At 32.6% G+C, this 22,029-nt stretch carries 17 protein-coding genes; 4 read left to right on the top strand and 13 right to left on the bottom strand.

Translation table 11 applies throughout. From position 1 onward, the window contains the following. Positions 1 to 10 precede the first annotated feature (10 nt). From DL91_RS07415 to DL91_RS07390, 6 genes are all read right to left on the bottom strand, one after another. Positions 11 to 478, bottom strand: coding sequence for a hypothetical protein (locus DL91_RS07415; RefSeq protein ID WP_048190910.1), 468 nt, complete (start codon positions 476 to 478; stop codon positions 11 to 13). A 327-nt stretch (positions 479 to 805) separates the two neighbouring features. Next, on the bottom strand, positions 806 to 2,005 hold the full coding sequence (locus tag DL91_RS07410) for a pseudomurein-binding repeat-containing protein (RefSeq protein ID WP_048190909.1): 1,200 nt from the start codon (positions 2,003 to 2,005) through the stop codon (positions 806 to 808). A 38-nt stretch (positions 2,006 to 2,043) separates the two neighbouring features. Further along, positions 2,044 to 2,373, bottom strand: a complete 330-nt coding sequence (locus DL91_RS07405) for a hypothetical protein (RefSeq protein ID WP_052374286.1) — start codon at positions 2,371 to 2,373, stop codon at positions 2,044 to 2,046. A gap of 203 nt (positions 2,374 to 2,576) precedes the next feature. After that, positions 2,577 to 4,499 carry a lectin like domain-containing protein gene (locus tag DL91_RS07400; RefSeq protein WP_052374284.1) on the bottom strand — a complete coding sequence of 641 codons (1,923 nt, stop codon included), beginning with the start codon at positions 4,497 to 4,499 and terminating at the stop codon, positions 2,577 to 2,579. Positions 4,500 to 4,700: 201 nt separating this feature from the next. Then, complete coding sequence (locus DL91_RS07395; protein ID WP_048190908.1) at positions 4,701 to 6,479, bottom strand: Ig-like domain-containing protein; 1,779 nt, start codon at positions 6,477 to 6,479, stop codon at positions 4,701 to 4,703. Positions 6,480 to 6,792: 313 nt separating this feature from the next. Then, positions 6,793 to 7,011, bottom strand: a complete 219-nt coding sequence (locus tag DL91_RS07390; RefSeq protein WP_048190907.1) for a hypothetical protein — start codon at positions 7,009 to 7,011, stop codon at positions 6,793 to 6,795. A gap of 297 nt (positions 7,012 to 7,308) precedes the next feature. On the opposite strand from DL91_RS07390, the gene rbr reads away from it, so the two are divergent. Both rbr and DL91_RS07380 read left to right on the top strand, forming a co-directional pair. Beyond that, positions 7,309 to 7,890 carry a rubrerythrin gene (rbr, locus tag DL91_RS07385; protein WP_048190906.1) on the top strand — a complete coding sequence of 194 codons (582 nt, stop codon included), beginning with the start codon at positions 7,309 to 7,311 and terminating at the stop codon, positions 7,888 to 7,890. A 4-nt stretch (positions 7,891 to 7,894) separates the two neighbouring features. Beyond that, positions 7,895 to 8,272 carry a desulfoferrodoxin gene (locus DL91_RS07380; RefSeq protein ID WP_048190905.1) on the top strand — a complete coding sequence of 126 codons (378 nt, stop codon included), beginning with the start codon at positions 7,895 to 7,897 and terminating at the stop codon, positions 8,270 to 8,272. A 227-nt stretch (positions 8,273 to 8,499) separates the two neighbouring features. Here DL91_RS07380 and DL91_RS07375 read toward each other — a convergent pair whose 3' ends face one another. Next, positions 8,500 to 9,438: a UDP-glucuronic acid decarboxylase family protein gene (locus DL91_RS07375; RefSeq protein ID WP_048190904.1), complete on the bottom strand. Its 939-nt coding sequence runs from the start codon at positions 9,436 to 9,438 to the stop codon at positions 8,500 to 8,502. Between the two features lie 26 nt (positions 9,439 to 9,464). Then, positions 9,465 to 10,766 (bottom strand): UDP-glucose/GDP-mannose dehydrogenase family protein, encoded by a 1,302-nt coding sequence (locus DL91_RS07370; RefSeq protein ID WP_048190903.1) that lies wholly within the window; start codon positions 10,764 to 10,766, stop codon positions 9,465 to 9,467. 340 nt (positions 10,767 to 11,106) lie between these two features. Here DL91_RS07370 and DL91_RS07365 point away from each other — a divergent pair, with 340 nt between their 5' ends. Together DL91_RS07365 and DL91_RS07360 are read left to right on the top strand one after the other, a co-directional pair. After that, positions 11,107 to 11,598, top strand: a complete 492-nt coding sequence (locus tag DL91_RS07365) for a hypothetical protein (protein ID WP_048190902.1) — start codon at positions 11,107 to 11,109, stop codon at positions 11,596 to 11,598. 31 nt (positions 11,599 to 11,629) lie between these two features. Then, complete coding sequence (locus DL91_RS07360; RefSeq protein ID WP_048190901.1) at positions 11,630 to 13,804, top strand: DHH family phosphoesterase; 2,175 nt, start codon at positions 11,630 to 11,632, stop codon at positions 13,802 to 13,804. 166 nt (positions 13,805 to 13,970) lie between these two features. Here DL91_RS07360 and DL91_RS12905 read toward each other — a convergent pair whose 3' ends face one another. The 5 genes from DL91_RS12905 to DL91_RS07335 are packed head-to-tail and all read right to left on the bottom strand — an operon-like array spanning position 13,971 to position 21,327. Beyond that, entirely contained in the window at positions 13,971 to 16,184 is a 2,214-nt protein-coding gene (locus DL91_RS12905; protein ID WP_052374283.1) for a histidine kinase dimerization/phosphoacceptor domain -containing protein, read from the bottom strand. 32 nt (positions 16,185 to 16,216) lie between these two features. Then, positions 16,217 to 16,870, bottom strand: a complete 654-nt coding sequence (gene nth / locus DL91_RS07350) for an endonuclease III (protein ID WP_048190900.1) — start codon at positions 16,868 to 16,870, stop codon at positions 16,217 to 16,219. 55 nt (positions 16,871 to 16,925) lie between these two features. Then, entirely contained in the window at positions 16,926 to 17,396 is a 471-nt protein-coding gene (locus DL91_RS07345) for an ATP/GTP-binding protein (RefSeq protein WP_048190899.1), read from the bottom strand. Continuing rightward, complete coding sequence (gene aroA, locus DL91_RS07340; protein WP_048190898.1) at positions 17,393 to 18,664, bottom strand: 3-phosphoshikimate 1-carboxyvinyltransferase; 1,272 nt, start codon at positions 18,662 to 18,664, stop codon at positions 17,393 to 17,395. The genes DL91_RS07345 and aroA overlap by 4 nt, the downstream gene beginning before the upstream one ends. Continuing rightward, positions 18,664 to 21,327, bottom strand: coding sequence for a valine--tRNA ligase (locus DL91_RS07335; protein WP_048190897.1), 2,664 nt, complete (start codon positions 21,325 to 21,327; stop codon positions 18,664 to 18,666). The genes aroA and DL91_RS07335 overlap by 1 nt, the downstream gene beginning before the upstream one ends. Positions 21,328 to 22,029 lie beyond the last annotated feature (702 nt).

Genomic DNA, 22,029 nt, shown 5'->3' with positions numbered 1-22,029 from the left:
AAAATAGTTTTTAATGAGGAGGAGCTCTGATAATTACAAAACTATCTTTTATCAAATTATAATCTGGTAAATAATCTGGAGAGACATAGATCCGTATTACAGTTGTTTTACCATTACTTTTTGAAACTGGAATATATAATTGAATGGCAGTAGGGTCTGAAAACTCATAAGCTGTTTTATTTGCTACAGTTGTATTATTACTCTGTGCTATTAGAGAATTAACAAATTTTGTATCATTAGTTACACTATTTATTTCAACAATCAACTTATCCTCACTTTTTATTTTTATGTTAAGTTGAGAACTGTTGGAATCATCTATTATAGTTAAATCTGTGGGTTTCTTAAAGGATACATATTGATTACTAAATATGGGGCTATCAACCGGTGCGAGTTGTATTGTAGAGTTGTTTTTAACTACTGTTTTATTGGTGTTATTTGAGTTTATACAGCCTGAAAGACCTACAATTCCTATTAACAAAATTTAATATTAAAATGAGATTCATTCTCTTCAAAATTTTACCCCCTAAAATATTAAAGTGAATAATGATCTTACATCAAACAATAATATATATCCCTTTTATTTTTACGATCTTAAATCTATTTTCCATCATAGGAATTTGACTTGTTATTATCCTTAATTTTTTATATTGAAGCATTAAACTCTATGAAAGAGCGTCTTTAAGTTTAAATATTCAATATGAGTTCAAATATAACCTTAATAAATTATATCTGGGAGATTTGGGTTACAGTTTATAGGAAATCTATATAAAAAAATATTTGAGTCTAAAAAAAGAAAGGGATTCAATTAATCAAATCTGTTATTATATGAATGAGCATTTATTGCTTTAACCACTTGTAATGCATGTTGGTACAAAACTTGAGCATAGTTTGCTTGATTGATATATTGTTCGTAGACAATAGTTGGTATTCCTTTATTAGCTATCGGAATAGTCACATATTTAGGACTGCTTCCAGATACATAGCGATACAACAAATCTCCTTGAGTTAGGCTAGATTTAACTAATTTGTTTGCGTAACTTAGGGACTTTGAATTTTCAACTGGAGCAAAAACAAAGTTAGGATATCCACTATATACTTCAGCACCCTTTCCTGTATTTCCATGGGTGTCCATTACTAATTTGAAAGAAGTTCCAATGTTGGGTACTACATATTTATTTGCCAGATCTTGCCCATGAGCTCGGCCAGTAGAATAATTTGCTCCGTTATACACTATCACATCATAAACCCATATCTGCACGTTGTTTAGTTTTTTAGATAAAACTCCAATAGCATTAAGCATGGCTATATGTGTTTGTATTTCTTGAGGATGCACACCGACAATAATTGCTACTTTATTGGCACCATTACCGAAAGGCCCTAATCTTAAAACTTTTCCATATGAATCATGACCTAATTCAGTTTGTTTAGCATTTAATATGGTTGTACTATTAATTTTGGCTGCAGGTCCGAGTGTCTGTGCATACCAGGATTTTACTGAAACAGTTGAAGGTAGCACTTTGTTCACATTGTAGTAAGTCATGATTTTACTGTACATATAAACCACGGACTGATACTTCATATTTCCCCGAGATGTTGTCACATAGTTAGGTAATTTATCATATTTGGCAATATATGCATTTATTTTACTAGCTATGGTAACATATTCTGATTTTTTTATAGTTCCACTGGTTAAAGTTTCAGTGGGACTTGTTGGTTTTGATACATTTTTAAGGTTTATTAAATTCTTTGATTTGCCATTTGCCACATTATTTGTGGCAGATGTAAGTAAATATAAAAATTGATAATTTGTTAAACTTTTACCGCCTACTGTAACCTTACTTGGCAGACTATATTTAGTTTCTACATTATGTTTAACAGTTACAGCTGCCTGGCTTACCTGGCTTGTACTATAACTTGTTGAATTAGTTGTTACCGCTGCTGATGTCCCCATACTTAAAAGCATAAGAACTCCTAGCATTATCGGTAAAACTTTACTATTTATCATTTATTACATCTCCAGAAAATTTCATAACTCCAAATTGATCATTTGGTGTTATGTGGGTTATTTGGGTCGGGAACATAATTATCCCCAGTTAATCCGCCATTATCATTTCCACTATTATCATTTCCATTACTTCCATTTGGTTTGGATCCAGTACTGTTTTTATCGCTTTTAGAGGAACTTTGACTTGATTGTGAAGAACTTTGGCTTGTAGCTGAATTGTTTGAAGTAGTTCCAGATGAACTACCATTTATTGTACTGTTGTTTGTAAGGTTGGTTGTGTTGTTGTTATTACCTATACATCCGGAAATAACTACCCCTCCAAATATAACAGTAATAACTAGTATTGATATTAAGGCTTTTTGATTCATTGTAAACCACCTCTTTTATTTAATTAATTATTAGATTTATTATTTAAATTAATGCATTAATATAATTTAAACTAATGCATTTTATTACAAAAACATTGAAAATGCTATCTAAAATTAGTTTATGATCATAATATTGGAAATTTTTTTTATCAAAATATTAATATTTCAAAAAATTTCCGTCTCTAATAACAAATGAAACAATTTTATTTTTTACTATATAATGTTATTCCCCCCACCATGATTATTAGTCCAAAAACAAATGGGATTAGATTTTGTCCAGTTTTTTGCATTGAAATTATATTCTGCCATTTTTCTATTGGAATTAATTTTTGAACAACCTTTTTTACATTCCTCTGTTGTAAAACCGTTCCATTTATCATAGCAAAGTTATTGTTTAGGTTTGGGTCATAGGTAGAAGAAAATAAAATGGCTTCATTTGAAATATTGGCTGTACCTTTAACAATACAATTGATAATAATAGTTGCAACTTCACCATTGGGAAGAGTTCCTATATTCCATACACCAGTTTTTGGATTATACTTCCCATAATGTGTAATATACGAGAGGAAAGATAATCCTAAAGGTAACTTATCTGAGATAAAGACATTCTCTGCTGTGCCGGGGCCATTATTCTTAACAGTTATGGTGTAGAATATTTTACTATATAGAATCGGATTTTTATTGCTCATTTCTTTTGTAACTGAAAGATCGGCACCTCTACTTGATGTAAAAGCTTTTAAACATACATTGGCATTTGATATGAAACTAGTCATATCCTCCCAAAAAATACCATTCATACTCACATAACTTTCACCAGGGTTGGCAGTAGCTTTGCTACTGTAATATTCCATAGGATATTCGATTGTAATTGGTAGAGTAGAATTAGGAGTTGTCAATTTTACAACAATACTAAATTTATGGCCTTTGAGTAATGAAATATGCTTCCCGAAATCAATTGTTGTGTATCCTGCAGTACTGATAATTCCTTCTTTAAATAATGCCAATTTACCGCTTATTGGGTTATTACCCTTAGGATTTAAATAGACATATAAATCGTATAGTGAATTTGGAGTTAAAACATAAAAACTAGAAGCCCTCAATTTTTCGTTACTTCGAGAAGTGAAAACATTGGAGAACCAGCCAACATCGCTATCAAATCCAAAGCTACCCACATAACCAAGGGGATCATATTGATATATATTATTATAGTTGGTTATTGGCTCTGCATCCATGAACACCACATTGTCATTGCTGTTTCCAAGTAACTTATCATAATAGGAAACATAAAAATAGCCATTATCTCCCCAATCAGTACCCCAACTGTTTCTTATTATAAAAGCACCATTTCCGGGTGCATCATTTAAAAAATTGGATTTGTTATAATTATCATCCCAACCCACTATATCTATGGCATGATTAACATCATTTGAACCATTATAGTAGTATGCATTGGTCCATGGATTAAAATAATAATCAGAGTATCTCATCAGGCTGTACACTGCACCATATTTCATTATAGCTTCCTTAATTTTGTCATTATCCATATGGCTTGTGCTATTTCGAGCACCAATGAGTATTGCATTTTGCACATGTTTTACAGCTTTTAACCCAGTAGGTGAAGAACCACTGAATTCATTGAAAGGATCCTCAGCTGATATAACAGGGCCACTGTATCGTGTTAAATAAGCTAATGCCTGTTCCCAACTTCCTGCATCATTGTATCCTCTGTCAAATCCCCATGCGTAGTTATAACTATCAAGATTTTTCATATTATTCTCAGAGAAATTCCATGTTTCATAAGGTAGAAGACAGGATTCTAATGAACCTAAAGCAGCAAATGCCCAGCATGTTCCTGAGAAACCTTGTTGTTTAACAGGGGTAAGTTTTCCAAGCTTTCTAAGATCATAATAACAAGGTAAATCTGTTGATTTAGATTTAGTTGTTGAACTAGAATTAGACTTCTTTACAGATGTTGCATTGTTATGAACAGCTGTTGATTCTTTAACAGGGTTTAAATGGGTATTATTACTAACTTCTGCTGCTGAAATTACATCAGGAAATACTAAAGATAGAAATAAACCTAAAACTAAAATAAATCCTATAAACTGAGTTTTACTGATTCCCATATTATTTATCCATATTTTATACTTATACTATATTCCTCAAGTTATTAAATCTAATATAATGATTAACCAATCTAAAATTAAAAATTGATAATATTCCTGTTTTGATACTTGTTTAATATGATTATTAATGTATTTAAACAATTTAAAATTAATTTATTATTATATTATAGAAAAATAAATAAAAAAAAATTAAAGGATTAATTATGCTGTTTTGAATTTTATTGTGTATGGTGCTGCTAGTCCGGTTCCATTTGAGTCTATTACTGCATTTGAGTGGACAATAACCGTGTAGTTAGTTGATTTTGAAAGAGCTGATGTTGGTTTTATACTTAATGTGCTTCCGCTAACAGATAGTGTGAAGGGTTTTGCTGTTCCACTTGAATTTTTGAATTCTATCCATGGGTTTGTTCCAAGTTTAATGTTTTTGCTGAAGTTGAATTTTACAATTTTATTTGTTGCTACTTTGGATATATTGTTAACTGGATCAGTACTTGTAACTACTGGAGGTACAGTGGTTGTGAATACTGTTGAGTATGGTGCTGCTAGTCCTAACCCGCTTAAATCTGTGATACTATTTGAATGTAAAACTACATTGTAGGTGGTTCCACCTTTTAAAAGACTTGTAGGCGTTAATGATAAAACATTATTAACAATTTTTGTTGTGAATGTTATTGCTGTTCCAGCTGCAGTTTTAAATTCAATCCAAGGATTTGTACCCAATTTAATATTTTTGTTGAAAGTAATTTTAACAACTTTGTTTAAAGCCACACTCCCAGCATTTTTAACTGGATCTGTACTAGTTACAACTAGTGCTGAGCTTATAATAACATTAGATGTAGTAGTGACCGAATCAATAGTTGATTGTACAACAGATGTTCCGATTTTAGTACCGGTAAATGTGGTAGAAGCTGAACCATTTATTAGGCTGCTGGTTAACGGATTAACTGTACCAAATGCATCATTTAAAAAGTTTACTATTATTCCATCGGGTACATGACCAAATAATGGATCATGATAATACAAATCCGGATTAGTTGGATCTGTTAAAATTCCGTTATCATGCAGTAAATCAGCTGTTACTATACTAGTTGCCCCATTAACAATTAATGAAGGATTTGCAAAAGCTGTTAATACTAACCAATTAGTTGCTGTAACACCTGTTAATTTTGCTGAAGGATCAGCGTTTGAACCCCACCAGTTAAGACTTACATCTCCACCTGAGTCACTACTAATTAAATTACCGGTTCCTATAATTCTGTTGAACTGGAAATTTGATATTTGACCAAAATTACTCCAGAGTATACTTGTTGTTGATCCAGTATTGTTTGTGAAATCACTTCCTATTACACTTACACTACTTAGACCATTATATATAACTCCATTAGGAGCAGAGTTGTTGGTGAAGTTGCAGTTATTAATATTTATAGATGCAGGAGCACTTCCTGTTCCGAAACTGAAAATTGCAGCTCCAGCATAATTTGCTTTGTTATTTTTGAAAATACAGTTATCAATTAAGATATTTCCACATGTATTAGAGATTGCACCACCGTTAAATGCACTCCCGTTAAGGAATTGCAGATTAGTGAATGAGTAACTATAAGTCGCCCCTTGTGCACCAACAGAAAAAATACCACCAAGTTTATTTCCATCTACTTTGGTTTTATATTTGTCTTCTCCAATGAAGTTAATATTCTTGCTGAAATCAGCTATATTATTTTCATTGTAGGTACCAGCTGCTATGTGTACTGTTCCATCGTTTATAACAGTTTTTGTTGCATTTTTAATGGTTTTTTTAGGCCCTATAGTTCCACTAATGAATACAGGGGATTCTCCATTATAATTGTCATTTCCCGATGAGTTCACATAGATTTGAGATTGGTCAGCAGCAACTGACTGCATTCCTGCTGAAAATATTATGCCCAGACCAATCAACAATAGGGGAATATAAACAATTAATTTTCTATTTATCATTGTCTTCATTTTGTTCCACCTAATAATTTTAAACTAATTCAACTTTAAATCACTAAACTAAATATATCTATAAATTTCTTTTAATTTATACTTATCCATCCTATAACACTCTATTTCAGAGTATTACAAATACTCATAAATAAGTAATTAGAGTAGTCATTAAGAAAAAAGATATTATAGAAAAATTTATATTATTTGATTATTAACAATTAAAAAAGATTTTAATCAATGATTTTAGTAATTTCAAATTTTTTATTGAATATTTGACGTGAATTCCTATGTTATATAATATAATTTAAAATAAATAATATTAGAAATATCTTTATATTGATTCACCCCTTACTACAGGATATTCATATCCCAGAAGGTTATCTATAAGTATAACCCTGATATAATTTTCTTCCCTTTTAGACATTAGATTATAGAATATCTTAATTGTGGTAGACCCAATCGATATTCTGTCAATAGATTGATCAGATTTTCTATCATACTCTTCTACTTTGCCTAATTCAAATTCAATATTTACCCAGTTAACATCCATTATTTTATCACCATTAATCTATTGTTTTTTGGATCAAATAATTTTTTTGTAAAAATATAGCCAATTTTTTAAGAATCCTATGAATCATTTTTTTAACCCAACCTACTTAATTTATGGACTTAATTGTTTAATAATTTTATTAATTTAAATTTGAGATTTTACTTAATTCAGAATAAAATCGCCCAAAACTACCGATGAATCTAATTCCAACTAAATTTTCGTTTAGATTTATGTTTCGTATTTACCAAATAAAAATTTATAGTAGAGTAACAACAAATACTAACAAAGGTGTCTATTATGAAAAAAACATTGGAGAATTTAACCAAGGCTTTCATTGGTGAAAGTCAAGCAAGAAATAGATATACATTATATTCTAAGATAGCTAAAAATGAGGGTTACCCTCAAATTTCGGAAATTTTCCTAACAACTGCAGATAATGAAAGGGAACATGCAAAATGGTTATTTAGAATGATTCAGGAACTTAGAAAAGAATCTGGTGATGTTGAGTCCATAACTGTTGAGGCTGAAGCTCCATTAATTATGCAAAGCACGCCTGAGAATATTATTGCTGCCATAGCAGGTGAACACTATGAAAATAGTGAAATGTATCCTGAATTTGCAGATGTTGCAGACGATGAGGGGCTTGATGATATGGCTGTAAGACTTCGTGCAATAGGAAGAGCAGAGGAACACCATGAAGAAAGATACAAACGACTTTTAAATACCATTGAAAGTGGCACAGTTTTCAAAAAAGACCACGAAGTTAAATGGTTATGTTCAAAATGTGGTTATGTACACACCGGACTTACACCCCCTGATAAGTGTCCTGCATGCGACCACCCAACTAAATATTATGAAATATTAAGCGAGGAGTACTGATAGAATGGCAGAAAAAGGAGATATATACCGATGCAATACTTGTGGGAACATATTTGAACTGATCTATGTTGGTGGTGGAACACCAACCTGTTGTGGTACCGAGCTTGAGATCTTAAGCGACAAACCAAAGAGTGTTGGAGCAGAAAAACACATTCCTATTATTGAAAAAACAGATACCGGTGTTAAGGTTAAAGTTGGAGAAATACCACACCCTATGGAAGAAAAACATTACATAGCATGGATAGAGATCATAACCGACAATGGAACACAAAGGGTTTTTCTAAAACCAGGGGATGCTCCTGAAGCAGAATTTAATATTGAATTTACAAACGACTTATATGCCAAAGAATACTGCACAATTCATGGCCTATGGAGATCCTGAACAAAAAAAATTTAATTAAACAAATAAAGTTTAATTAATATTAACTTTTTGAAATTAGAAGGATCTAATCAATAAATTCATTTTTTTTAATGAATATTTAGAACAATAAAGCAATATGTTAGACTTAAGTTGTTTTAAATTTTAGATTTACGAACATTATTAGATGTAAAAAATGAAGATAATTGATTTTTAATTCATTTATAATTATAAATGTACAAATAATTTTTTTAAGATATATTTTTGAAATAGTCTATTGTTTTTTTCAAACCTAGCTCTAAGGATGTTTTTGGTTCCCATCCTATTAAACTTTGGGCTTTACTGATATCTGGACATCTTTGCTTAGGATCATCTTCAGGCAGAGGTAAAAACTTTTTTTTCGATTTTGATTCTACTTTTTCAATAATAACGTCTGCAAAGTCTAGAATTCTATACTCTTCTTGACTTCCAAGATTCATTACCTCACCATCAAGTCCCTTTATAACCGATAAGTCAAAAATACCTTCTAAAAGATCTTCTATGTAGCAGAAGCTGCGTGTTTGACTTCCATCCCCATATATAGTTAAATCTTCATTAACTAGCGCTTGAGAAATAAAATTTGGAACAACCCTTCCATCACCCAATTGCATTCGCGGTCCATATGTATTGAATATTCGAGGTATACGCACATCAAGATCGTATTCACGGTAAAAAACCATTGTAGCAGCTTCTGAAAAGCGTTTAGCTTCATCATATACCGAACGTATTCCCACGGAATTTACATTACCCCAATATTCCTCTATTTGAGGATGAATTAAGGGATCTCCATAAATTTCCGAAGTTGATGCCAAAATGAACCTGGAATTAGATTCATTAGCAATCTCCAAAAGATTGAATGTACCCAAAGAATCTACTTTGAGTGTTTCAATTGGATGTTTAAGATAATCTACGGGACTAGCAGGGCATGCAAAGTGTAAAACCAAATCAAATTTTCCTGATAATTCAAAGGAGTTATTAACATCCTGTTCTATAAATTGAAAATTTTTATTCTCTTGAAGATGGGAAATATTACCCCAGTCTCCTGTTATGAAGTTATCAATTCCAACAACTTTAGAATCATTATCTAAAAATTTGTCACATAAATGGCTTCCAATAAAACCAGCTGCACCTGTAATAAGAACTTTTCTCATTTAAAAAATCACCAAATCTATCAAATCTACCTACCTACGCCATAGTATTCAAAATCTTCTATGTCTTCTTTATTATAAATATTTCTACCATCTATTATTATAGGTATTCTCATTAGTTCTTTCACTATTTTAAGATCTGCTTCTTTAAATTCTTCCCAATCTGTGAGGATAATCAGAGCATCAGCTTGTTTTACTGTTTCGTATTTATCTTTGAAGTAAGTAATAGATTCATCTTCTGGGAAATATTTTTGGAAGTTCTTTGAAGCTTGTGGATCATATAATTTAAGATTTGCGCCTTTATTGAAGAGTCTTTTAATTATATCCATTGATGGTGCTTCTCGGATATCATCTGTATTGGCTTTAAAAGCTAAACCCCATATGGCGATATTTTTATTCTTGTTAATCCATAATATATTTTCTATTTTCTCTAGAAAATTTTCTCTGCATTTAAAGTTTATATCTTCGGTGGCCTTCAGAAGTTTGAAATTTAGGCCATGATTTTCTCCAATTTTAATGAATGCCTTAACATCTTTAGGAAAACAAGACCCACCATATCCTATACCTGCATCAAAAAATTGGTTTCCTATCCTCATATCGCTTCCAATACCTTTGGCAACAGATTTGATGTCAACACCCACCTTCTCACATAAATCACCAATCATATTAATATAGGATATCTTCATTGCCAAAAATGAATTTGAAGCATGTTTGATAAGTTCTGCAGATGCAGGGCTTACGAAGATTATTTGGATTCCTTGTTCAGTTAGGGGTTTATATAATTCCTCAAATATTGATCTAGCTTTTTCACTTTTTACACCAACAACAATACGATCTGGATTCATAAAATCCATAACTGCAGACCCTTCTCTTAAAAATTCAGGATTAGAAGCAACATCAAAATCAATAGCATCTCTTCGATATCTCATTATAGTTTTTTCAATCCAATTATGGGTATTAACAGGCACAGTAGACTTCTCAATAATTAATTTATATCCATCCATATTTTGAGCTACTTCCCTTGACACTTCTTCTACTTGAGATAAATCTGCTTCTCCTGTTTCACTTTGAGGGGTGCCAACACAGACAAATACCACTTCAGAGAAATTTAATGCTTCTTTTATGTTTGTTGTGAAATGTAAACGATTTTCATCTATATTTCTTTGTAATATTTCTTCTAATCCGGGTTCAAATATAGGTGAAATTCCTTTTTTAAGGTTTTCTAAATTTTTTTCTGTTTTTTTTGCGCATAAAACATGGTTACCCAACTCAGCAAAACACGCTGCTGTAACTAGTCCCACATATCCTGCCCCTATAACTGTAATCTTCATATTACTCCCCAAATAAATTTTTTTATCTTAATAATCATTAGTACATTAATACAATATAAATAGTTTAAGTAACCTATAAAATTCAAATTCAGATTAATAACAGTTATTTAATAAAATTAATTATCGTAAAATTTTTCTCTAAATTATAATATAAGTATTATTTTTTTAGTTTATTGATTAAAAACATATTATTTTTCTTTAATACTAAAAATAATTCTTCACATTTAATATTTTAAATATTTTATTCATAATTAGTATACAAAACTTTAAATTAAAACAAACATTAATAACTTAAGGAAGGATATAAAAAAATTTATTGAATTGATTAAAAGAGGATAGTATGGATAATAAGATTATAATTGTAGGGTTGATTACATTAATCATTTTTTTAAGTGGATGTATACAGTCAGATGCTTCTAAGATTGATGGACTATCAACTTCTATAAACCTTCATCTAAAAAATGGTGATGGATATTTTAATAATGCAAGTTACGACACAAACAAGTTCCTTTATGATGCGGCATTATCAAACTGTGATAACGCAACTTCTGAATTTAACCAGGCAAGAACATTTGCTTCTCAAGGAGTTACATATGCTACAAATTCCAATGATACAGTATATATAAACTACATGCAGTATGTTTTAGATGAGATAGATGCCAAAATCAATGCAACAAGCGAACTTAAAACCGCAATTCCATACTTAATAAATAATGATACTATAAACGCTAATAACCATCTGGGTAATGCTAATGGGTTTATGAATAAAGCAACAGATTTTAACAGCCAAAGAGAGGCAATTGTTAAGCAAAACCCGGGTAAATTTAAATAATTTAATAAATACTAATTTTTAGAGGTAAAGAATGATAAAGAAATGTTTAGAATGTAAAGGTATAGGTCACAATGTCACAAGTTACAAGGTATGTGAAAAATGCCATGGAACAGGTGTAAAAAGTGAAGTGGATCTCAAAAATCACATAAAAGGAGTATCAGCTAACGCAGTCAAAAGATTTGAATTAGATGAGGAACAGGAAGTTCCATGTGGAACATGTAATGGTAAGGGCGAAATAGAAGTAACAGAAAAATGCCCTGCATGTGGCGGAAAAGGAGAATTAAATGTCTGCAGAAAATGTGGAAAACCCCTAGACAATGGAGATTACTGCAATGACTGTAAACCTAAGGACATTGTCTACATACTCCACCCTGCCTGTGATATGGACGACCTGGAAATAGGAAGCGAATACAAGGGTAAAATAACAAGAGTAGAAAACTATGGAGTATTTGTAAGTCTTTCAAAAAAGGTTTTTGGACTTCTAAGATTAAGATCACCCAATTATTCTGTTGGAGACGAACTCTTTGTAAAAGTAATGGAAATTAAAAGAGCCAGAGGAGAGGTTGATCTTTCACCATCCACAATAAAAGGTTCCTATGAAATTATTAAACTCAGAAAGAATATTTCACGTACCAAAATAGGTGATATCAACAACAAATCCATGGGTAGAACTGTCAGGATTGTTGGTGAAGTAGTACAAGTCCAGCAGACATCAGGGCCAACTATATTCACAATTGCAGATGAAACCGGCACAACTTGGGCTGCTGCATTTGATGAACCCGGTGTCAGGGTTTATCCAGGTGTTAACACTGGAAACATAGCCGAAGTACTGGGTGAAGTCAACCTCCATGGAGGTAAAATACAGATAGAATCAGAATCAATTGACAGGCTCACAGGAAAAGATTCACTCGAAATAAGGAAACTTATTGATGAATCAATAGATAAAAGAGCAGAGCCCGAAGAAACAGAATTCTTAATAGAAAGTGAAACCCTAAACAAACTACGACCAATGATGCACAACGCTGCCAAAGCAATAAGAAGAGCAATACTAGATGGAAGATCCATACTTGTAAGGCACCATGCAGATGCTGACGGAATATGTGCAGGAGTAGCAATAGAAAAGGCTGTTGTTCCACTTTTAAAAGAGGCAAATAATAATAGTGATGCTGAATGGCATTACTTTAAAAGAGCACCAAGTAAAGCCCCATTTTATGAGATTGAAGATGTAGTGAAAGATCTTTCATTTGCTCTTGAAGATGTTGAAAGACACGGCCAGAAACTCCCATTAATAGTGTTACTGGATAATGGATCAACTGAAGAGGATATGCTCGCTTTAATGAAGGTTAAAATATATGATATCGAAGTAGTTGTTGTAGACCATCATTTCCCTGGTGAAGTAGTTGATGGTACAGTTGCTGTGGATGAATACGTTGATGTGCATGTAAATCCATACCTTGTTGGTGGAGATTCACAGATCACAGCCGGAGCACTTGCAGTTGAGGTTGCAAACATGATAAATCCTGAGGTAACTGAAAGGCTCATGCATTTGCCCGGAATTGCTGCTGTTGGAGACCATGCAGCTTCTGATGAAGCTAATAAATACATTGAAATTGCAGCTGAAAAGGGTTATACAAGGGATGAACTAGATAAAGTTGCATCATGCGTTGATTTCGAAGCATTCTATCTCAGATTTATGAATGGAAGAGGTATAATTGACACCATATTAGGACTTGGAAACAAGGAAAAGCATGGAAAACTAATTACAGCTCTTTATAATGAATCTATGAAACGTGTACAAACACAGCTCAGGGCAGCACTTCCAAATTTAAAAACAAAAAAACTTCCTAATGGGGTTATTTTCAATGTACTGGATGTTGAGAAGTATGCACATAAATTCACATTCCCTGCACCCGGAAAAACCTGTGGATTTGTACATGATAATATTGTTCAGAAATATGGTGAGGAAACACCAATAATTACACTTGCATATGGGCCAGACTTCAGTGTTATAAGGGCAACAGATGCAGTTAATGAAAGGTTTGGATTTAATCTGAATGAAATAGTGTGGAAACTCGCTAATGAAATACCTGAAGCCGGAATTGATGGTGGAGGCCATGAATGTGCAGGGTCACTGAAATTTGTAGAAGGACTCTCCAAAAAAGTTTTAGAATCATTTGCAAGGGAAGTAGCAGACTTGGGAGAATAGAGTTTCTATTTTTCCTAAATCTTTCTTAAAACCCTTCAATTAAAGAAAATACATATTATTTTTTATATTTAAACACCAATTCAATTGTTATTTATTGATATTACTTTTATAATGGGAGTATATTCAAAAAAAAGGAATTTTTCTATTTAATATGATATTTTTAATATTATTCACGTTTCATATAAGTGATTTCTTTAAATGTAATTGTAAATGATGTTTCATTTTCCTTATTTACAATCATCTCACCATCAAGCTGTTTAACTAGAGTTGTTACAAGTTTCAAACCTAGAGTTGAAGTATTTTCTATCTGAAAATTCTTTGGAATTCCAATTCCATTATCTGCCACTATTAATGTGATTAAATCATTATAACGGTTCATTTTAACTGTTATTTTCCCACTGTCGCGTTCGTTGAATGCATGTTTTAAGGAGTTGCTTATAAGTTCATTAATTATTAATCCGCATGGTATTGATGTTTCTAGGTTTAACTTTACCCCCTTAACATCCACATCCCATTTAATTTGCTTCAAACTTGAAGAATATATCTGGAACAGGCTTTTTATCAATCCGTTTATATAGATTTTAAAATCAATTTTTGAAAGGTTATCTGTCTGATACAGTTGTTCATGTATCATTGACATTGATTTTACCCTATTTTGACTTTCATGGAAAACTTCTCTCATTTCAGGATTTTCTATTGTGCTTGACTGCAGACTTAGAAGGCTTGAAATAATCTGCATATTATTCTTCACACGGTGATGTATCTCTCTGAGTAGCACATTTTTCTCCTCAAGAGAATCGATAATCTGTTTTTGGGCTTTATCCCTCTCTGATGCTTCTAATGAAAGTGAAATTATATATGAAATTGAAGCTGCGAAGTCTTGTTCTTCAAAGGTATATTTTCGCATATTTTTGGTTTGTTCATGGCATAGAACACCAACCATTTCCCCTTGAAGCCATATTGGAACATCCATCATAGAAATAATTCCATTATGTTTTAAATAACTATCCTTAAATTCAGCTGTGTCAGGGTGTGTAAGCACATCTTCGGCTGTGAGATTATGGGAATGTTTAAGTGCATTAATATATTTTGGATAATCATGTGCAATGAGTTTAAGTCCACTTTCATGAACATCTGTATCTAGAATGTAGATATCAGCACATGTTAATACCGTTTTTTCTTTATTAAAGAACCATACACTTACACGGTCAACATTTAATGTTTTGGACACTGTTTCAGTGAGGTGTTTTAAGGTGTTTTCAAGTTCAGATATATCTTCCTTGTAAAGTTCAAGTAGTACACTCTGACGTGCTATTGTTTGTTTGGTAATCGATCTTTTTTGCTGTTCAATAGCCTTTCTTTTCCGTATGTCTGTACCCATATACAAAATTCCAATAGGAGAGGTTTTTTTAGAAATTGAAGATGCAGATAATAGGATGGGAATAGAATCATTAGTTTTTAGATTTAATGTTGTTTCAAAATGTTTTGTGTAACCATTTTGTTGCAAATCCTTGGAACGAATTTTATTGTGTTCTGGGAAGATCAAGTCAACTGATTTCCCATATATTTCGCTTTTAATATATCCCAATAATTTCAAACCCAAAGGATTTACATATTTTATCTTTTTATTGCAATCTGTAATAACCAGAAAATTAGTGATATTTCTTACAATTTCATTTGCAGCTATTTCTAGTGTAAGGGAGGGTAACCTGTAATTGGCTACACCATAAGATATGAATAATAACCCAAAAGCTGATGAGAAGTAGGTTAATTCAGGGAATTCTATTGAGTTGAGTGGAAGAATTAATTCTGTTATTAAACTCAAAATCAAGACTACAGTAAAGCCTGTTAAAATATAGGTTATCTGGATTTTTTCAGAACCACTACTCTTTCTATAGTACATATAACTCAGAATAATTGATGTAAGTCCGAGTATGATTATCCATAGAACTGTTAAAAATAAAATAGGGGAATTTAAGTTGAGGATTGTTGTCCAACCCCAGTAAACATTTATTAATCCATTATTTAACTGGTTGGTAAGTAACCCTATTAATGATATTACCGTTGACGGAAGAAATAGTAAAATAATGAATAATTTATTTTTAAGAATTTTATTCCTTTTGGTAACGATTAGAACTATTGTCAAGAGTAACGGTGTCAACATTGGCCAGATGAAGGTTGCTTTTGACCAGAAGTAAGCATTTGTAATGTTATCTGCATTTCGTAAACCATACTCAACAAATGAAAGATAAGCAACTAAAAAACATAGAATAGCTATCAATTGGTTTAATCTATTGTTAGGATTTTTGTAGTAAATGTAATTGCCCAAAAAGAAGACTACTATGGAAGAAAAAAGGGATATAAATGCATATATATTCATAATTGTTCTCCAAGAGTAATTTTACTCTTTTTCTAATTTTTTTTAGGATTATCCATTTTATTGTAGTAATCACAAAGCTCGGTTATTGGGCAAATTTCATGTTTTGGTCCTATTGGTCTGCAGATGCTCTGTCCAAACTGAACAAAGAGATCATTTAATGGTAGCCAGTATTTCTTTGGAATAACTTTCCTTAATTCTGCTTCTGTTTCATCCGGTGTTTTAGTGTTAACAAGTCCAATACGGTTGGATATTCTGTGAACATGGACATCTACAGGAATTGCATCTTCATGAAATCCGTAGACAAGTACACAGTTTGCTGTTTTCCTACCAACACCTGGAAGACTTAAAAGTTCTTTAAGATCATCTGGTACTACATTGTCGTATTCTTCGTGTATTATGCGTGAAACTTCTTTAATTCGCCGGGCTTTAACACGATAAAATCCAGATTTTTTTATTAAAATTTCTAATTCATCAACAGGAGCATATGCAATGGCTTCAGGAGTTGAAAATTTCGTAAATAATAGAGCAGATGCTGCATCTGTATTTTCATCCCTTGTACGCTGTGATAATATGGTTCTTATAAGCACACGGAAGGGGTCACTGTCTTCAAATATTCTGAGAGTGTACAATTCCTCTAATCTTTCAATTATAATCTGGATCCTACTAGGTATACTAAACAACTCCATTGAATTTGAAATAATATAATTTTAGTATATTTTTTAAATAATTAAAATTATCAAATTATGTTTTAATCATTTTTATAAGAGTTAAAAGTCCTTCACTAACCCCATGTCCACTTGTAGCAACTGTGGGGATTATTGGAGTGTCTGGTTTGATTGTATGATGTTCTATAATATTCTTACTGATATCCTGTTTATTCGCAAATAAAACATATGGGACATCCTGTAGGTTGAGTTTGTTGATTATTGCCTCATCAACATTTGTTAGGCCCTTTGAACTATCTATTACCACAATTGCACCGTCAAGACCCTGTGATAATATTTCCCTCATAAATTCAAACCTTTCCTGTCCTGGAGATCCGAATATATGTACTTTTTCACCGTCTATTATGGTGTTTCCATAATCAAGGGCAATGGTTGTTCCTTTATATTCTATTTTCGCCTTTTTTTCACATATAGTTTCAAGGGTGGTTGTTTTACCAGAATTGTATGATCCAAGTATAACAATTTTAAGCTCTTTTTTTCTCTTCATTTTCCAGTTCCTGCAATTAATTTTTCAATGATCTCAGGGAAATCTGGGAAGGAAACATTGTAAACAGATGCATCTTCTATAACGACGTTGCCCACCTTCAATCCAATAATATAAAATGCCATGGCAAGTCGATGATCCATATGGGATTTAACAACTCCCCCATGAACTCCTCCCCTTATTATGAGTCCATCATCTTTTTCTGTGACTGATACGCCCAGTTTTGCAAGTTCAATTGCACAGGTATGTATTCTGTCTGTTTCCTTGAAACGTGCATGTTCCACTCCTGTTATATATGTAGTTCCTTTGGCCATTGCACCAAGAGCTGCAACTGTTGGTAATAGGTCAGGGGCATTTTTAAGATTTACTTCAACTCCGTTGAGTCTTCCCTGTCCATATATTTTAACTTCATTATTTTTAACATTAACCTCAGAACCCATATCCTTCACAATGTCCAGTATGAGTTTATCTCCCTGTTTACTATTTTTCATTAAATTTTGGATGGTGACTTCTGAATTAAGACTTGCAGCAGCAGCAATAAGGTATGATGCTGATGAATAATCACCCTCTACAGTGTAGTCATTTGATCTGTATATTTGAGGGTCTATGTGGAATGATTTTTTTTCCCTTTCATATTCAACTTTTACATTGAATTTTTCCATTAATTCAACTGTCATTTCAACGTAGGGTCTTGATATGAACTTATCTTTAACATTGAGATGAACTGGTGTTTCTGCATAAGGGGATGCCATGAGGATTGAAGATATAAACTGTGAACTTACATTTCCATTTATTGAAGTTTCACCACCTTTAAATCCGCCTTTTATTATTATAGGAGGTTTTCCATTGTTTTTGGTTGAAAATGCTGTAACACCAAGGGGTTTAAGTGCACTGAGTATGTCCTGCATTGGACGGGTTCTAAGTGATTTATCACCTGTTAAAACAGTGTAACCATCTGTCAATGTCGCAATACTTGTTAAAATACGTAGAGTTGTGCCTGAATTTTTAAGGTCAAGTACATTATCGGGTGTAGAAGGTTTTCCATTAATACCTGTGATTTCACAGTAAGAGCTATGTTTTTCAACCTTGGATCCAAGAGCTTTGCAGGAATTTAATGAGGCCATTGTATCGTCAGAGTACAGTGGATCATTTATTTTTGATGTGCCCTCTGCAAGGAACGCCATTATAAATCCTCTATGCGTGTAACTCTTTGATGGTGGAGCCTTAACAATACCGTCCATTCTGCTGGCTGCTTGAACCTTAAGTTCCATTAGATCACTATCTCCAATACAACATCCAACTCTTCAGAGTGTAATATTTCAACCTTCTCCCCAGAACTTCCAACAATTTCCTTACGACTTGTAACATATTCTTTGGTTAGTGTGAGACCGTTGATTACTATTTTTCCATCTCTTTCAATGGTTTCCGCTATTTCATGGGGATCATTAGATTCAAGGTACTTCACAATTGAAGGTGCATCCTTTTTAAATTCAGGACCAATCTTTGACATTACAGGTGTTAGTTCAACAACCCTCTCTTGAATATCTGGTTTTCCCATTTGAATTTTAAGTTCTTTGATCCTCATTGTACCAATTATATCAGATTCAAGGTCTTTCAAATCGTTGTACAATTCTGATTCTGTTGTGTAGATTGTTGCAGATTTTATGGGAGTGTTTAATGGTCTTTTAGTTGCTGATTTAAATCTTCTAATATCTCCAATTATATTAACACCAATCTCACCGAGTTTTTCGGCTTTACTGTCCATAAGACTTTTATCAGCTAGTGGCCAATTTTTCTTGTGTATACTTTCATTATCTTCATCAAGGTATTGGTTTACTTCGTCTGTGAAATGGGGAGTTATTGGTGATAAGAGTTTAAGTGATGTTAATATGACTGTTTTCAGTGCGTATTTAGCTGCCTCTTTAGAAGCTTGAAGATCCTCTGAATCTGCGTAAAGCCGGTATTTAACCGCTTCAATATATTCATCGCAGAAATCATGCCATACAAATGCCTGTATTTTGTTCCTTGCATCTGCAAAGTTGTAGGTCTCAAGGTTTTCAGTTACATCTACTACAAGATAGTTGAGTCTGGATAAAATCCATCTATCCATGGGGTTTAAATAGTCCCTGTTTGATTCTTCCATGTTATAATCTGCGATATGCATATTTATGAATCTGAAGGCGTTCCAGAATTTTCTAAGGAATTTATATCCATTTTTAACATCTTTCCAGTCGAATGGAACATCTGATCCGGGGACGCTGTTTGCTGACCATAAACGCATTGCATCTGCACCATATTCATTAACCACGGCCTCGGGCGCAATGACATTACCCCTAGATTTACTCATTTTATGTCCGTCTTCTCCAAAGACCATTCCATTAACAACGATCCTTTCGAATGGTTTTTCATCTGTAAGTGCTTTGCATCTTAATATGGTGTAAAATGCCCATGTTCTTATTATATCATGGCCCTGAGGTCTTAGATCTGCAGGGTAGTATTTTTTAAAGTCGGGTGACGGCCATCCAGCAATTACCATAGGTGTGATTGAACTGTCCATCCATGTATCTAATACATCGAATTCTCCTGTAAAGTTATTGCACCCGCATTCGCATTTGTTAGGGGGGTTTTCAACAGAGGGATCAACGGGAAGTTCTTCAGGTTCTGGTAGATAGACTTTTCCACATTCATTACAGTACCATACTGGTATGGGTGTAGCAAACAATCTCTGCCTGGATATACACCAATCCCAGTCCATTGAACCTGTCCAGTTTAGAAGTCTGATCTTCATGTGTTCTGGAATCCAGTCTATTTCTTCTGCGGTTTCAAGTATCTGGTTTTCAAGTTCCTTAACAGCTACAAACCACTGTTTTTTTACCAGTATCTCTATTGGTGTTTTACATCTCCAGCAAAGACCAACATTTTGGTATGTTGGTTCCTGTTTAACAAGACATCCTTCATCTTTCAGATCTTCAACAATAGATGATTTGCATTCGGGTATTGTAAGTCCTACATATTTCCCTGAAACCTCTTTCATCAAACCTCTTTCATCTATAGCTTCGATTATATCCAATCCATATCTATTTACCCATGAAACATCGGTTTTATCACCAAAGGTACATATCATAACAGCACCGGTACCAAATTCAGGGTCAACATCGGTATCTGTAATTATTTTAACAGGTCTGTTGTAGAGAGGTACAACAACATTTTTACCTTCAAGATGTTTGTAACGCTCATCTTCTGGATGTACAACAACAGCTACACATGCAGATAATAATTCAGGTCTTGTAGTTGCAATTATTACTTTGCCCTCACCATTTGTCTCTGGAAATTCCATGTAGTTCAAAAATGTTGTGTTCTCATTATAGTCTACTTCAGCAAATGCAATTGCTGTTTCACAACGAGGACACCAGTTAACAGGATGCACTGCCCTATATATCAAGTTCTGATTGTATAATTTAAGGAATGATAACTGGGTTTTTGCACGATATTCCGGGGTCATGGTTACAAATTCCCTTGACCAGTCCTGTGAAAAACCTAATGATTGCATTTGGCTTTTCATCTGCTTAATGTTGTCATGGGTAATGTCTATGCACATGTTTCTGAATTCATCCCTAGGAACATCATTTTTTCGGATATTATTTATTTCTTCAACTTTAACCTCAGTTGGTAATCCATGACAGTCCCATCCCTGTGGAAACATAACATCGTAACCTTTCATACGCATAAAACGTGCAATAATGTCAATAAATGTCCAGTTTAAAACATGTCCAATGTGAATAGAACCTGTTGGATATGGTGGTGGTGTGTCAATTATGTACCTTGGACGTGTACCATCACCAATGAATCTATGCACATGGTCTTCTTCCCATCGGATTTGCCATTCTGCTTCTTTCAAGTGATCATAGTCTGCTGGTATGTTATCTTTGCTCATCTAATTCTCCTCTTAAAATATAAGTCTAAAATAGTGTAAAATTCCTTTACTTTGTATATATATTACTTATTAATAATTTTAATAGTTTATTGTGTGATATAGATTTTATTTAATCATAATATACTTCATAAAATATTATAGACCTTAATCTATTTACTCCAAGGTATAACTTTTTTTGATAAATCATGTTTTAGTCTAGTCCATTTTGAAGTTGTTTCAATACATTAAACCGTAATCTTTCTTTAAACTTAATTATTTGTCTGCTGTAAAAGTCTTTCTATTTATATAAATAATATATTTTTTAACAATCTATTTCGACTTATTTTTTAAATTAGTATTCCTAAAAATATGAAATATCCTTAGATAATTTGTGTTAGAGGTTATTGAGTTCAAATTATCATTATTCATCTCTATTTTGAAGTAAACATTTTATAACTTAAAAAATGCTCATTTAAATGATGATATATTCTAATTTCCATATGTTTACTTCAAGATATTGGGGGAGTTAATTACAATGAGAGTGAGTGAGGGATAATGAATATATATCCACAATACTCAGATAAGAATTGGAGAATAATATAATCCTGAAATGTTCCAGGAACATGAAGAAGTCATTGTATTCATAAGAGAGGAATTTGAGTTCAATTTATAAATTCTATTAGAGACCAAATAGGACTATGTTAATAATATACAATATTTTGA

This window comes from Methanobacterium sp. SMA-27 (assembly GCF_000744455.1).
GTDB lineage: Archaea > Methanobacteriota > Methanobacteria > Methanobacteriales > Methanobacteriaceae > Methanobacterium_B.
Note: the sequence above shows the minus strand (reverse complement) of the source record. Positions and strands in the feature narration are given on the sequence as shown.

What these genes read in the sequence shown, in the direction of transcription:
- rbr (WP_048190906.1), top strand. Translation starts at nt 7,309, where the DNA reads ATGAAAAAAACATTGGAGAATTTAACCAAGGCTTTCATTGGTGAAAGT.
- DL91_RS07410 (WP_048190909.1), bottom strand. Translation starts at nt 2,005, where the DNA reads ATGATAAATAGTAAAGTTTTACCGATAATGCTAGGAGTTCTTATGCTT.
- DL91_RS07360 (WP_048190901.1), top strand. Translation starts at nt 11,630, where the DNA reads ATGATAAAGAAATGTTTAGAATGTAAAGGTATAGGTCACAATGTCACA.
- DL91_RS07335 (WP_048190897.1), bottom strand. Translation starts at nt 21,327, where the DNA reads ATGAGCAAAGATAACATACCAGCAGACTATGATCACTTGAAAGAAGCA.
- DL91_RS07345 (WP_048190899.1), bottom strand. Translation starts at nt 17,396, where the DNA reads ATGAAGAGAAAAAAAGAGCTTAAAATTGTTATACTTGGATCATACAAT.
- DL91_RS07400 (WP_052374284.1), bottom strand. Translation starts at nt 4,499, where the DNA reads ATGGGAATCAGTAAAACTCAGTTTATAGGATTTATTTTAGTTTTAGGT.
- nth (WP_048190900.1), bottom strand. Translation starts at nt 16,870, where the DNA reads ATGGAGTTGTTTAGTATACCTAGTAGGATCCAGATTATAATTGAAAGA.
- aroA (WP_048190898.1), bottom strand. Translation starts at nt 18,664, where the DNA reads ATGGAACTTAAGGTTCAAGCAGCCAGCAGAATGGACGGTATTGTTAAG.
- DL91_RS07390 (WP_048190907.1), bottom strand. Translation starts at nt 7,011, where the DNA reads ATGGATGTTAACTGGGTAAATATTGAATTTGAATTAGGCAAAGTAGAA.
- DL91_RS07395 (WP_048190908.1), bottom strand. Translation starts at nt 6,479, where the DNA reads ATGAAGACAATGATAAATAGAAAATTAATTGTTTATATTCCCCTATTG.
- DL91_RS07375 (WP_048190904.1), bottom strand. Translation starts at nt 9,438, where the DNA reads ATGAGAAAAGTTCTTATTACAGGTGCAGCTGGTTTTATTGGAAGCCAT.
- DL91_RS07370 (WP_048190903.1), bottom strand. Translation starts at nt 10,766, where the DNA reads ATGAAGATTACAGTTATAGGGGCAGGATATGTGGGACTAGTTACAGCA.
- DL91_RS07365 (WP_048190902.1), top strand. Translation starts at nt 11,107, where the DNA reads ATGGATAATAAGATTATAATTGTAGGGTTGATTACATTAATCATTTTT.
- DL91_RS07380 (WP_048190905.1), top strand. Translation starts at nt 7,895, where the DNA reads ATGGCAGAAAAAGGAGATATATACCGATGCAATACTTGTGGGAACATA.
- DL91_RS07405 (WP_052374286.1), bottom strand. Translation starts at nt 2,373, where the DNA reads ATGAATCAAAAAGCCTTAATATCAATACTAGTTATTACTGTTATATTT.
- DL91_RS12905 (WP_052374283.1), bottom strand. Translation starts at nt 16,184, where the DNA reads ATGAATATATATGCATTTATATCCCTTTTTTCTTCCATAGTAGTCTTC.